The organism is Thalassotalea agariperforans, assembly GCF_053470345.1.
In genome coordinates this window covers 121,701-135,800 of the sequence record NZ_JBQMWH010000004.1, presented here as the reverse complement: position 1 = coordinate 135,800, position 14,100 = coordinate 121,701, and the positions used below count along the sequence as shown (strand labels likewise).

Here is a 14,100-nt window from a genome sequence, read left to right as displayed (position 1 = left end):
ATGTAGCGTTTAATACCACCTAAAGTATACTTATAGTATCCTTTTGGGGTTTTGAATAAATATATGAGTTGTGAAATTTTTTATATGAGCCAGATAAAACAAATTAGCCAAGTGTTAAAGCAGCAATTACGGCAACATCAGATCACCTATAAACAGGTGGCAGGTGCTTTAGGTATGAGTGAAGCTAACATTAAACGTATGTTTGCCCATGATAATTTTTCCATGAGCCGTTTAGAGCAAATTTGCCAATTGGTTAATTTAACCCTCTCGGATTTTTTTCAGTTAATTGCCCAAACACAAGCGCGTTTAACACAATTAACCGAAGAACAAGAGCAAGAATTGATTAATGATACTAAACTGTTTTTAGTGGCGGTTTGTGTTCGTGATGCTTGGAAATTTTCAGAAATTATTCAACATTATCAAATTACCGAGCATGAATGTATTCGCTTGTTGGCTCGCCTAGATAAGTTAAAAATGATCCAGCTGCTACCGAATAATGAATACAAATTATTAATCGCACAAAACTTTCGCTGGCGAGTGAATGGGCCGTTAGAGCGGTATATGGCTAATGAAGTTATTTCGCAATTTATGGTTTCTCGGTTTAATGAAAAAAACAGCTTTCGTTTTTATTTACGCGGGACTTATTCACAATCATCGATTGATGTTATTAGTAAAAAATTAGATCAATTAACCAACGAAGCGGCTTTTTTAAATCAAGAAGATGCTAAACTACCATTAGCTAATCGGCAACATGTTGGTTTACTGATAGCGATGCGGCCGTGGGAATTATCAAGATTTGCAGCATTAAGAAAAGCATAAATTATAAGAATAATAAGGAAATAAGAAGTAGATGTTAAAAAAAATCTTAGTTTTTTTATTTATTATCAGTGGGATAGTATCTTCTTTTGCCAATAGTAATAATTTACCAACCGAATTATATGGCCTTGATTGTTTATCGATTAATCAAAATACTGATGCCTTAGTTGATTATATTGATGATGGTACCTTCCGTGAATCATTTGATGTTGATAGCCAATTATTGCCAGAATTTAGTTATGATAAAAATATACCTTTTACTGACTATATTCATTATGCCAGCCAAGTTGTCGCCTTAAAGAAGCCGTTTGCGCAACTACCTTGTCCACTTTATACCGACACTTATAAAGTTATTGCCATGCAAAATAATTGGTCGGATATTACTAAAGTTAAACATCTTGTTTCGCCTTTTGAATTGCAACAAGCCGATAGTAATAAAGCCATTTTGTTGATCCATGGATTAACCGATTCTCCTTATTTATTCCATGATCTTGCTTATTTTTATTATCAGCAAGGGTTTAATGTGCGCACTCTTTTATTACCAGGGCATGGCACCTCACCGAGCGACCTTATGGATGTTGACTATCATGATTGGCAAGCGGCAACAGCTTATGCCATAGATCGTACCTTGCTTGATTATGAGCAAGTGTATCTAGGTGGGTTTTCAACCGGCGGGGCATTAATTTTTGATTATTTAATTAATCAGCCAGAGGTTAGTGAAAAAATTACCGGCTTAATGATGTGGGCGCCAGCGTCAAAAGCAAAAAGTGAGTTGGCTTGGCTTGCCGGTTATATTGATTATCTGCCCTTTGTAAATTGGGTTGATAAAGATGCAGATATTGATTTTGCCAAGTATGAATCTTTTCCCTTTAATGCTGGTGCACAAGTACATGCTTTAATGAGTGAAGTGACAGATGCTTTTGAAAATGATGCTTACTTTCATGATATTCCTCTGTTTGTGGTAGCAAGCGAACATGATCAAACAATTGCAACTGAGGCAACTATTAAGTTGTTAAATCTTTGGCATAGTCCTCAAAACAGCGAAAAAAACACAGCAACAACCTTATATTACCTTGGTGAAAGCGATAGCCTAACAGAAAGTTTGGCTGCGTCTATTACACAAATAACCCCGACTTGTCAGCAAGGTATTTGTTTAATGATTCATGATGTGGCTCATACCGCCGCTACGAATTCACCGGAAAATCCACATTATGGTATAGCAGGTCAATACCGAAATTGTGGTCATTATATTTCAGACATTGAGCAATATTTACGTTGTAAAAACAGTCGGAAAATTGCCGTTGGAGAGGTAACACCAGAAAATTTAGCGAAGCACAAGTTAATGCAGCGATTGACCTATAATCCTTATTATCAAGACATGCTAGCGGCGATAACCACATTCATTCGCCAAACGAGTGCTGAGCATTAATTATGTGGCTCCATATCAAAACATAAGACATGGGTTTTCCCTAATATTTTAAACGCCACTGAGATAGTCGAACATAGTCCGTCGCCAGTAATTGAACGGTAAGGGCGTGAAATATACATCCGGCTTGGGTGTTCAATGGCATGACGAATGTAATGCTTACGAAACCAGTTGGCATTTTCGCTTAGCTTTAACTGCTTAAATTTACCATTGCTAAGCGAGTTATCTTTGAATAAGAGTGTATTGGTTATTTGATTACCTAATTCATCCGTTAAAAAGCAGCGGATACTTTTATTCAGCTCAGCTAATGGCTGGCAGGCGGTAATAAAGTTTAGCCCTTGTTGTAAATTTAAAACAGCTTCTCTAAAACTACGGCAATAGCTTTCCACAGAATCGGCATGTTTTTCATTAATTTCTTTTTGTTGATTAATATATTTATTTGCCAGTTTTTTAAAAATATCTGTTTTTTCTAGTGACGCGAGTGCTTTTTCTTGCGGCTTGGCAAAATAATATCCTTGAATAAAGTCAGCACCACTGTCCATAGCGATTAAGGCTTGCTCTTCGTCTTCAACGCCTTCTATTACCACTAAACAGCCTGCTTGATGTAATAAATCTACTAAGCTATTAAGCAAGTTTTGTGTTTTATCAGAGCTTAAGGCTCGAACTAATAATGTTCTATCTAATTTGACGATGTCAGGCTTTAAATTCCATACCCGTTCAAAGTTTGAATGACCTGCACCAAAATCATCAATGGCCAATAAACAGCCCATATTTTTGTAATAATTAGCTGACGCTAATAATTGGTCATTATCTGTGGTTGGGTCTTCTATTATTTCTACCACGACATTCTGTGGTTTGATATTAAAGCGTTTTAATAATTCAGCAAAAAATAAGCCGTAGCTTCTGCCTTTTACTGAAGCTTGCGCTGATATATTTAAAAATAGCCAGTTATTATCGTCACTTATTTTTTGAAAGTTATTAATATGTAAATAGCGGCATAACCTGTCGAGATGAATACTTTCTTCTTCGTTACTTGGAATATCTAATAAATCAATTGCTGAAACAGGTTGAGCATTTTTATCTTTGCCTCTTATTAAAGCTTCATAACCGATAATTCTTTGATGATCGATGCTAAAAATAGGTTGCAAAGCGGTTGCTAGCGTTAAACCCGCATAATCAGCGTTAAAGTGATCTTGATGTTTTTGAGTCACTTTTTCAAAGTCAGTTAGGTCGAGCTGTTGCCCAATAGTAAAGCACTGCCAATGTTGTGGAACTTTATGTACAAAACTTGTCATGTTATTAAATAGGATACCGATGGTTAATATCGGTAATCATGCTCCAAACAAAAAATATGGTAATTAGTAAGCAGTTTTCGTACCTAATAGTTAATGATGTTAGTGCACAAAAATAAACATAATAATATCAGTAGTATAGTTGTTTCCCTCTACTTTTTTTAAACCGAGATTATTAATTTTGCACCATAATCGAGCGTAAAGTTTTGTTTGTTGCTCGTAAGAAAGGAGGTTGACCTCTTGCTGCGAAAGCGCCGCACTAAAATAATATTAAGGTCTGTTGATATTTGTTTATATTTTCAGCCTTGATTAAAACGATTTTATCTCTCAGCTGAATTATTAAACAAAGATAAACAAACCCTAGGCGTTGGAATATTTTTCCTTGTTACCTAACCAGCGATTAATTAATGTCACGGCATTCTCTGGATATTGCTGCCAGATTTGATAAGCACTTTGTTGAACTTGGGCGATAATGTCGGCGTCTCGTACTAAGTCAGCAATTTTTAGGTCAGCTAAGCCCGTTTGTTTGGTGCCTAGAAGTTCACCAGGGCCGCGAATTTCGAGATCTTTTTGTGCAATGACAAAGCCATCGTTGCTGTCGCGTAATACGGCTAAGCGTTTGGTGGCGGTTTTTGATAACGGACTTTTGTACATTAAGACACAATGTGACGCAACCGCACCCCGACCAACACGCCCTCGCAATTGATGTAATTGGGCCAAGCCTAAACGTTCAGGGTTTTCAATGACCATTAAACTGGCATTAGGAACATCAACACCAACTTCAATGACTGTGGTGGCAACCAGTAAGTGTAATTCGGCAGCTTTAAAGGCTTCCATTACTTGTTGTTTTTCTGCCGCTTTCATTCGGCCATGAACTAAGCCGACTTTTAAATCAGGTAGTTGTGCTTGTAGATAAGTAGCCGTGTCTTCAGCTGCTTGGCATTGCAACACTTCAGATTCTTCGATCAGGGTACATACCCAATAAGCTTGACGATTATCTTGCTTACAACCTTGTCGAATGCGCTCAATAACATCATCACGGCGTGAGTCGGGCAGTGCAATGGTTGTGATTGGTGTTCTGCCGGGCGGTAACTCATCAATTACGGATGTGTCTAAATCAGCATAAGCTGTCATGGCTAAAGTACGAGGAATAGGGGTTGCTGTCATGATCAGTTGATGTGGATAATTGCCATCAAAGGCGCCTTTTTCACGTAGGGTTAACCGTTGATGAACACCAAAACGGTGCTGTTCATCAATAATAATTAAGACGAGGTTTTTAAATATTACTTGTTCTTGAAACAGCGCATGAGTACCAATGGCAAGCTGCATTTCACCGCTGGCCATTTGCTCTAAAGCAATACGGCGCTCTTTTACTTTACTTTTACCGGCTAGCCAACCAACTTTAATCCCTAATGGCTCAAACCATTTTTGAAAATTTAAGGCATGTTGCTCAGCTAAAATTTCAGTTGGGGCCATGAGGGCAACTTGATAACCTTGACCGATAGCAGTAATCGCCGAAAGGGCGGCAACGAGGGTTTTTCCTGAGCCAACATCACCTTGTACTAAGCGCATCATCGGAATATTTTTTGCTAAATCTTTTTGTACTTCATTCACCACTCTTGCTTGTGCGTTGGTTGGGGAAAAAGGTAATGAAGCTAAAAACTGCTGATTGAGCTGTTCTTTTAAGGTTAAGGCAATCGCTTGATGTTGATCGCTCGATTGCCTGAGCTTAAGCATACTTAAGTTATGCGCTAATAACTCTTCCCTAATTAAACGCAGCTGCGCTGGGTGTTTCCCTTCTTCTAATTGTGATACTGAGGTGTCGGGTGGTGGCCGATGAATTAAGGTCAACGCTTGAGCTAAGGTATAGTGTTCGTTTAAAAACGTTTCAGGAACCAGTTCTTCTACCTGACCACGTTGCAAACGAGCTAATGCTTGTTCAGTTAAATTACGCAGGGTAATTTGGCGTAAGCCGTCAGTAGTTGGATACACTGGCGTTAAGGTTTCTTCAACGGGGGTTAACTGATTGTCTTGTGCTAATGGCTTATATTCAGGGTGTACTATTTGAAAACCCTGTGGGCCACGTTGTATTTCACCATAACAACGAATGTCAGTGCCTATGGCTAAATTGTTTTTTTGTGCTGCGGTAAAGTGAAAAAAACGCAGCGTAACAGTACCACTACCATCATTAATGGTAACCACTAACATGCGGCGTTTACCTTGCACTATTTGGTTATTGGTAACCTCGCCAATAATGTTGGTATGAATGCCTGGAATTAAATCACGGATCGCCATTACACGAGTACGATCTTCATACCTGAGCGGTAAGTGAAATAATAAATCTTGTAAGCTTAGTAGGCCAATTTTTTCTAACTTAGCCGCCATGCTTGGTCCGACACCTTTTAATGTGCTGGTTGCAATGGTAGCTAAGTTAGTGAGACCTTCCCTTTTCATGGTTCTGTGCGGTTAGTCGTCTAGTGCTTGCCAAGCATCTTGGGTCATTTGCATTTTTTGCCACCAGTCATCAGAGGCTTCAATTTGACCATCTTCAGTAATGTGTGGGTAAGGTAAACCTTTACGCTGACAGGCTTGAGCAAAAATAGGGTGACCGCCTTCAAACAAAACTTTTTGGCGTACTTGCTCAGAAATGGTTGCTCGTTCATACATGCCGGCTAATTGGCGTTGTCGTTGTGCTTCATATAACACTACCGAGCAGGCGACTGAAACGTTTAACGATTGTACCATGCCGACCATAGGAATAATGATGTCTTGATCGGCAAGTTCTAGCGCTTTTTCTGACGCGCCAAACTTTTCTTGACCAAGAATAATCGCGGTTGGTTTGGTGTAATCAATTTCACGAAAATCTACTGCACTATCAGAAAGGTTAGTCACAAGCACTTGCATGCCTTGTTTTTTTAACTCGCCAATGGCGGTGCTAGTATCTGAATAGTTATGCACATCAACCCAGTTTTGGCTACCGGCGGCACTGCCACCACGAACTTGCATTTCTTTACTTTTCCAAACAGCGTGAACATCACTAACGCCAATAGCGTCACAAGTACGGACTACGGCGGCAAGGTTATGATGTTTATGAACACCTTCCATACAAACCGTAAGGTCAGGCTGGCGGTGGTTAAGCATGTTGTTAATTCGTTCTAATCGTTCTGGTGTCATCTTTTTCACATTTTGCATTGGTACTGCATGACATAGCGTTTTTATTGTCATATATCGCTAGGTAGTATGACAATAAATAGTTGGGTCATTGCCTAAATGCAAACTGTTTATTTAAAGGGTTTGCTTTTAGTTGGTAAAAATTAGGGATGTTAGGTAGATAAATGTTTTTGCAAAGGTGACTATTTATCTACCTTGGTTGTTAATTAACGTTTGGTAATTCCATCACGCCATCAATTTCAATAGCAACCGCTTTAGGTAAGGCTGAAATTTCGATGGCAGCACGTGCTGGGTAAGGTTCTTGGAAATATTGACTCATGACTTCGTTAACCGTGGCAAATTTAGACAAATCCGTTAAAAAGATATTTACCTTTACCATGTCGTTAATGTTACCACCAGCTGCTTCACAAACACTTGAAAGATTTTTGAATACTTGGTGCGCTTGTTCAGCAAAATCGTCAGAAATAACTTCCATTGTTTCAGGTACTAAAGGAATTTGGCCTGATAAATAAACGGTATTACCCACTTTAACGGCTTGGCTATAAGTACCAATAGCACTTGGTGCTTTGTCAGTATTAATAATTGTTTTCATAGTATGTCCTAAATTATTTGTTACGGATGACTTTTTGTACGTCAACCATAACTTTGATTTTACGAATAATGTCAGCGAGATGAACCCTGTTACGACAGGTTATTTCCATATCGATGGCGTATAAATTAGAGTCCTTTTCACCGGAATTGAGTGAATGAACATTTGAGTCACATTTGGCAACAACATTGGTTAATGCGGCTAAAGCCCCTTGATGATTGATGATTTCAATGCGGAGTTTAGCGATAAAATCACGGGTAATATCACTATCCCATTTTACTGGGAATACTTTTCCTGGTTCTTGGCCTTTAATGTTTCGACAATTTTGTTGATGCACGATCAAGCCTTTACCTGGGCTAAGATAAGCAACAATGCTATCACCAGGAATAGGGCGACAACATTTGCCATAGCTCACCAACATACCTTCAGTACCTTTGATCGGCATTTTTACTTTTGAATGTGTGCTGGCGGGCGATTCATGATCTTCAGTAAATTCATCGGTTAAACGGCGGGCAATACCAATACTTAAGGTATTACCTAAGCCAATATTAATTAAGAGGTCTTCTAACGATTTGTGACCACTTTCTTTGATCACTTGGTTAAATTTGTCTTGGTCAATATCGTCAAACTTAGTATTACCTAAAGCATGGCTTAATAAGCGCTTACCTAAGGTGAGCGATTCATTTTTTTCTTGTGATCGTAAGTATGTACGAATTTGTAAACGTGCTTTAGCTGTAACAACAAAGTTTAACCAAGAAGCATTTGGTCTTGCTGCAGGTGAAGTGATCACTTCAACGGTTTGGCCAGAATCAAGCGGTTTACTTAATGGGAAAGGTTTGCGGTCAACTTTCACACCAACGCAGGCATTACCAACATCCGTATGTACGGCATAGGCAAAATCGACAGCTGTTGCCCCCATAGGTAATTCAATAATGCGGCCATCAGGCGTGAAAACATAAATTTCTTCTGGAAATAAATCAGTTTTTACGTTTTCAATAAATTCAAATGAGCTACCGGCACTCTGTTGTAATTCAATTAAACTTTGCATCCAACGACGAGCTTTCATTTGTGCTGTGGTACCAGATCCGGCTTCACCATCTTTTTTGTAAAGCCAGTGTGCCGCTACCCCTTTATCCGCCATTTGATCCATGTCGTGGGTACGAATTTGAATTTCTACTGGAATACCGTGCGGGCCAATAAGTGAAGTATGTAAAGATTGATACCCGTTAGTTTTTGGAATAGCAATGTAATCTTTAAAGCGGCCTTCAATGGGTTTAAATAAATTATGAACAGCACCTAATGCGCGATAACAATTATCAATTTTTTCTGCCACAATAATTCTAAACGCATAAACATCCATGACTTCATTGAACATCAATTCTTTGTTCTGCATTTTGCGATAGATCGAATAAAGGTGTTTTTCGCGGCCAATAATTTTGGCGTTGATACCACATTCAGCGATCCGAGAAATGAGCTCTTCTTGTATATTATTGATAATTTCTTTGCGATTACCACGAGCTTGTTTAACTGCAGATTTTAAGGCGCGAGAGCGCATTGGGTACATAGCTTCGAAACCTAAGCGTTCAAGTTCATTTTTAATATCATGAATACCTAAACGGTTGGCAATTGGTGCATATATTTCAAGGGTTTCGCGCGCAATACGACGACGTTTTTCAGGTCGTAATGACTCTAACGTGCGCATATTATGGGTACGGTCAGCTAATTTGATTAAAATAACACGAATGTCTTGCACCATGGCAAGTACCATTTTGCGAAAGTTCTCCGCTTGCATTTCTTCTTTGTTATCAAACTTTAATTTGTCGAGTTTACTAACCCCTTCAACTAATTCTGCAACTGTTGAACCAAATAATTCAGCAAGCTCATCTTTAGTAACTGGCGTATCTTCGATAACATCATGCAACAAGGCCGCCATTAAGGTTTCGTGGTCAAGGTGCATTTTTGCTAAGTTAATCGCAACAGCGACAGGGTGAGTGATATAAGGATCGCCACTTGAGCGCATTTGACCGTCATGAGCATCACGCGCGACGATATAAGCTTGTTTTAACAAATCTATCTGAACTTTAGACAGATAAGTTGAGACCAATTCTTTTAACGGTTCAAATAGGTACACCTATTAGCTCCTTAACAGCAGAGAATTTTCAGGAGTTTGCATTGTTAGAATACGTTTATTTATGCGGTATGCCAATAAATTATTACGAGTTAATTTAAACGAATTTTAGCGAAAAAAAAACGTGTAATAGTTATTACACGTTTTTCATAAAATATTAGGTATTATTAGCTGTTGCCACCAACAATAGCAGCAACCGCCGCTAATTCAGCTGATTCTTGTTGTACTTGCTCATATTTGTCGGCTTCGTTCATCACTTCAGTGGTGATCAAACCTTCTTCAATTTCACGAAGTGCAAGTACCGTTGGCTTGTCGTTTTCACGCTCAACTAATGGCTCTTTACCGCCAGTTGCAATTTGACGAGCACGACGTGATGCAATTAATACTAAGTCAAAACGATTGCCTACTTTATCTACGGCATCTTCTACTGTTACGCGAGCCATTAAGTTACTCCACTTAAAAAAATTTATATCGAATAGCCGCGCATTGTACTATGCGCTTAATCGTTAGCCAATAGATCTTTGAATAAATCTTGATGTTTTTCTATTTGCTGGCTGCGTTTTAAGCGTTGGTTGTTTACTATGGTGGTTAAATCATTAACGGCTTGCTCAAAATCATCGTTAACTATGATGTAATCAAACTCTTGGTAATGAGAGCATTCTGACTGTGCTTGCGCCATTCTGCCGGCAATAATTTCATCGCTGTCTTGGCCTCGGCCACGCAAACGTTTTTCTAATTCAGCTTGTGAGGGCGGAGCAATAAAAATAGTGGTTACTTCAGGCTTTTTCATTCTAACTTGTTGTGCGCCTTGCCAGTCGATATCTAAAAACACATCAATGCCTTGGGCTAGTTGCTCATCAATAGCTTGCTCAGAGGTGCCATAATAATTACCAAATACTTCTGCATGTTCATAAAACGCTTTTTGACTAATGAGTTTTTCAAAAGCACTTTTATCAACAAAATGATAATGAACGCCGTTTTTTTCACCTGGACGAGGGTTACGGGTGGTATGAGACACGGAAACTTGCATTGGCCTAGCTGATTTTTGCTTTAACAGTGCTGAAATAAGGCTGGACTTACCGGCACCACTTGGAGCGGATAAAATAAATAAATTTCCTTTGACGGTCATAACTTGTTCACTCTGGCAACTTCACTTGATAATTAAGGCGGCACTATACCGTAAAATTAACGTGTTTTTCTACGGTAAAGCATAAATAGCCTTTATTTAGCCCGTAATTTTGGTATGGTTATTTTACGATTTTTTAACATTTATTATTTATTATAAAAAAGTCTGCAATAATTTTCCTCGAGACTAGGGTTCATATATGCAAAAAAATTGGTGGGAAAAGTTTATAAGTTTAGAATCTAGTGAAAGTGTTGATATTAAACGTAAACAGTTAGTGCTTAATACCTGTAGTTATATTGGCGGCACTATTATTTTATATTTTGGTGTGCAAACATCATTTGAGCAGCAGTTTTTATTAAAGTTAGCGTTGTTTTTTTCTGCCGCCTTTTTATATGGGAATGTCCTTTTATCGTATCTCCATAAAAAAAAGCAATTAGCAATTACCATTTGTGGCTTAGGCATTATTCCCTTAGTGTTTGCCATTGTTTATACCGGTGGATATGAAAACACAGGTTTGTATTGGACATATCCATTCCCCATCACCATATTTGTTTTTTTTGGTTATTACCGCGGTTTATTACTTAATATCTTTATGTTTTTGGTAATTTGGCTGATGTTGGCTAATCCTGAATTAATTGACGCAAATTATCGACCCGAAGAAATCTCTCGTTATGTTGCTTCATATATAGTTAACATTCTATTTTGTTTAATCAATGAATTTTTCCGTTCTCGTAGTCATGAAGAGTTGGCAGAAATTAATTTTGATAAACAACGGCAAGCAAATTCAGATGTATTAACTGATTTACCCAATCGTCGATTTATAGATTCAGTATTTTTTCAAGCGAGTAAATCTGAGCCAAAAGCTTATTTTCCAATGACCTTGTTGTTATTAGATATTGATCATTTTAAAAAAGTGAACGATCAATATGGCCATGATGTTGGTGATAAGGTATTAACTCATTTTGCTGATGTTTTAAAACAACATACACGGGCTACTGACGTAGTGGCGCGAACTGGCGGCGAAGAATTTATAATTGCCTTTCCTAAAACCGAAATAACTCCAGGGTTAAAAATAGCAGAAAAATTACGAGAAACGGTCAGTGAAAGCCATTTTCAAGAAGAAACCAAAAAGCAAAGTTTAGATATAAGAATTACCGTAAGTTTAGGCGGCGTTTGTGTTGAACGCTATGAAGATATAGAAACAGGGTTGAAGCAGGCGGATGACTTATTGTACCAAGCGAAAGCGAATGGTCGTAATCGCTTAGAGCATCAAATAGCTAAATAGGTCAGCTTAATAGATCAAAAAAGCCACTTCAGTAAAATTGTACTGTAAGTGGCTTTTTAAAGGGGAGTGTTGAGCTTTAAAGCTTATAAAACTTTAGCGATAGACTCTGCTAAGTAATCAACATTCGTTGGCGAAATACCAGCAATACTCATGCGGCTTGAACCTACCATGTAAACACTGTATTCGTCTTGTAACTGTTGTACTTGCTCAGGGCTTATACCTAAGAAAGAGAACATACCTTTTTGTGTTGAAATGTGGCTAAAGTCACGAGTTACACCTTTCTCAATTAACTTGTTCACAATAACAGCACGGTTATCGTTAATGCGGTTACGCATTTCAGCTAATTCTTGATGCCATTCTTGCGTTAACTCGTCTGAGCTTAAAATAGTTTCAACTAAGGCAGCACCGTGTGCTGGTGGCATTGAGTAAATTGTACGTGCAACATTTAAAACAATCGATAAAGCGATATCTGTTGTTGCTGGTGTTTCACCAATAACAGTACAAGCACCAATACGTTCACGGTATAAACCGAAGTTTTTCGAACATGAACTACATAAAATCATGTTTGTAACAGTGTCAGCCATTAAACGAACGCCGTAAGCATCTTCTTCTAAGCCGTCACCAAAACCTTGGTAAGCCATATCAATTAATGGTGTAAAACCAACTTCTTTTGCAACTTCGGCAACTTGTTGCCATTGCTCTTGTGATAAATCCATACCTGATGGATTATGACAACAAGCATGTAAAAGTACGAAATCTTCAGCATCAACTTGTTTTAATGCCGCTAACATAGCATCAAAATCTAAGGTTTTGTTTTCGTAATCGTAATAAGCGTATTCTTGGATCTCTAAACCAGCAGCACTAAATACACCTTTGTGATTAGCCCAAGTTGGGTTTGATAACCAAATTTTAGCACCTTTTTTACAACGACCAATAAAGTCAGCTGCTACACGTAAAGCACCTGTACCACCTGGCGTAGATACTGTTCTTACACGGTTTTCAGCTAATACTTTGTGATCACCAAAAATTAATGATGTCATTTTTTCATTGAATAAAGCAGAGCCACCACCGCCAATATAGGTTTTGGTCGTTTCATTTTCTAAACGAAATTTTTCAGCTTTTTTGACACAATTTAAAATGGTGGTTTCACCGGCTTCGTTTTTATAAACACCAACACCTAAATCAATTTTTAACGGATTCGTATCCGCTTTATATTTAATCGATAATCCTAAAATTGGATCTTCTGGTAAAGCTTTTAAGCGACCAAACATGGCTGAAATCACCTTATTACAAAGAGGGGGATTTTAACTAAAACGCACTATTGTGTGATAGTTAAGCATTATCCCAAGAAAATAAAGCGCAAGGATACCTATAAAAGGGCGAAAATTAAAGAGTAAGCGCTAAAAAATGAGCGATTTTATTATGCTATTTTTAGCGCTTTTTAGCTGAAAAGGTATGAATGGTTAATTATGCTTTGTTAAGTTATTAAAAATTATTCGTTAATGCGGCAATGGCACCAATAAGGCCACCAAAAACACCACCCCAAACAACTAACCAACCTAAGTGTTTTTTGATCATCGCTTGAATAATTTCTTTCACTAATTGTGGTGTTAATTCGTTCAGGCGCTGCTCGATAATATCGCTGACTTTCTCGCGAATACCATCAACAACACTCGGTTGCTCTAATGAACTGCGCAAGTTTTCCCGAAATTCTTCGGTTTGTGCAATTTGTTTGACCGATTCTTTCATTTTTTCAATAAAAGGTTCACGCATAGGTTGCAAAGCTTCACTCCCACCTACCATAGCTAACATGCCGCCAAAAGAGGAGTTTTCGATAACTTCCACTAAGCTATCAAAGGCTGGGCTTAAATTGACGGTGTCAATCACCGGTGCTAAATCTATGCTAGCGGCTTTGCCTTGGCTGTCAGATAAAAATCGGTCGATGTTATCTTGGGTAAAAAATTGCTCCATCATTAACTGACGAATACCGAGCTTAAAATCTTCAAAACGTGATGGAATCACCCCTGAGCCATATAAACCAGGCACTTTTTCAAACAACATATGAATAGCAACCCAGTTGGTAATAGCACCAGATAAAGCAAATAAACCAATTGAAAAGATAAGTGGCTGGGCAAAAAAGTAGCCAAATAAAGTGCAAAGTAATGCTAGTAGGTTAGTAATAAAGCTTTTGTTCACGTTAATTTCCAAGCAATGAAAAATTGTCGCTATGGTATCTCATCGCCTGATAAATTCAATAGTGGGCTGAT

General features: G+C 38.2%; 12 protein-coding genes. 3 read left to right on the top strand and 9 right to left on the bottom strand.

Translation table 11 applies throughout. The features are described from left to right. Positions 1-84: 84 nt before the first annotated feature. Together ACSLUO_RS07840 and ACSLUO_RS07835 are read left to right on the top strand one after the other, a co-directional pair. Complete coding sequence (locus ACSLUO_RS07840; RefSeq protein WP_448247719.1) at positions 85-819, top strand: helix-turn-helix domain-containing protein; 735 nt, start codon at positions 85-87, stop codon at positions 817-819. Between the two features lie 31 nt (positions 820-850). Further along, a complete protein-coding gene (locus tag ACSLUO_RS07835) occupies positions 851-2,245 on the top strand; it encodes an alpha/beta hydrolase (protein WP_448247717.1) in 1,395 nt (464 codons plus the stop codon). Here the strand turns inward: ACSLUO_RS07835 and ACSLUO_RS07830 are convergent. From ACSLUO_RS07830 to gmk, 7 genes are all read right to left on the bottom strand, one after another. Beyond that, the gene (locus tag ACSLUO_RS07830) at positions 2,242-3,537 is read right to left on the bottom strand and encodes an EAL domain-containing protein (protein WP_448247716.1); all 1,296 of its coding nucleotides are present in this window, start codon (positions 3,535-3,537) and stop codon (positions 2,242-2,244) included. The genes ACSLUO_RS07835 and ACSLUO_RS07830 overlap by 4 nt on opposite strands. A gap of 357 nt (positions 3,538-3,894) precedes the next feature. Continuing rightward, positions 3,895-5,988, bottom strand: a complete 2,094-nt coding sequence (recG, locus tag ACSLUO_RS07825; protein WP_448247714.1) for an ATP-dependent DNA helicase RecG — start codon at positions 5,986-5,988, stop codon at positions 3,895-3,897. 12 nt (positions 5,989-6,000) lie between these two features. Then, positions 6,001-6,708 carry a tRNA (guanosine(18)-2'-O)-methyltransferase TrmH gene (gene trmH, locus ACSLUO_RS07820; RefSeq protein WP_448247946.1) on the bottom strand — a complete coding sequence of 236 codons (708 nt, stop codon included), beginning with the start codon at positions 6,706-6,708 and terminating at the stop codon, positions 6,001-6,003. A gap of 199 nt (positions 6,709-6,907) precedes the next feature. After that, positions 6,908-7,297 carry a deaminase RidA gene (gene ridA, locus ACSLUO_RS07815; RefSeq protein WP_448247712.1) on the bottom strand — a complete coding sequence of 130 codons (390 nt, stop codon included), beginning with the start codon at positions 7,295-7,297 and terminating at the stop codon, positions 6,908-6,910. A gap of 13 nt (positions 7,298-7,310) precedes the next feature. Next, positions 7,311-9,425, bottom strand: coding sequence for a bifunctional GTP diphosphokinase/guanosine-3',5'-bis pyrophosphate 3'-pyrophosphohydrolase (gene spoT / locus ACSLUO_RS07810; RefSeq protein WP_448247711.1), 2,115 nt, complete (start codon positions 9,423-9,425; stop codon positions 7,311-7,313). A 164-nt stretch (positions 9,426-9,589) separates the two neighbouring features. After that, on the bottom strand, positions 9,590-9,865 hold the full coding sequence (gene rpoZ, locus ACSLUO_RS07805) for a DNA-directed RNA polymerase subunit omega (protein WP_448247710.1): 276 nt from the start codon (positions 9,863-9,865) through the stop codon (positions 9,590-9,592). A gap of 56 nt (positions 9,866-9,921) precedes the next feature. After that, complete coding sequence (gmk, locus tag ACSLUO_RS07800) at positions 9,922-10,551, bottom strand: guanylate kinase (protein ID WP_448247708.1); 630 nt, start codon at positions 10,549-10,551, stop codon at positions 9,922-9,924. 196 nt (positions 10,552-10,747) lie between these two features. Between gmk and ACSLUO_RS07795 the strand changes: the two genes are divergently transcribed. Next, complete coding sequence (locus ACSLUO_RS07795) at positions 10,748-11,833, top strand: GGDEF domain-containing protein (RefSeq protein ID WP_448247706.1); 1,086 nt, start codon at positions 10,748-10,750, stop codon at positions 11,831-11,833. An 83-nt stretch (positions 11,834-11,916) separates the two neighbouring features. On the opposite strand, the gene ACSLUO_RS07790 is transcribed toward ACSLUO_RS07795, so the two are convergent. Both ACSLUO_RS07790 and ACSLUO_RS07785 read right to left on the bottom strand, forming a co-directional pair. Continuing rightward, the gene (locus ACSLUO_RS07790; RefSeq protein ID WP_448247704.1) at positions 11,917-13,104 is read right to left on the bottom strand and encodes an amino acid aminotransferase; all 1,188 of its coding nucleotides are present in this window, start codon (positions 13,102-13,104) and stop codon (positions 11,917-11,919) included. A gap of 214 nt (positions 13,105-13,318) precedes the next feature. Then, positions 13,319-14,029: a DUF445 family protein gene (locus ACSLUO_RS07785; RefSeq protein ID WP_448247703.1), complete on the bottom strand. Its 711-nt coding sequence runs from the start codon at positions 14,027-14,029 to the stop codon at positions 13,319-13,321. Between the last annotated feature and the right edge of the window lie 71 nt (positions 14,030-14,100).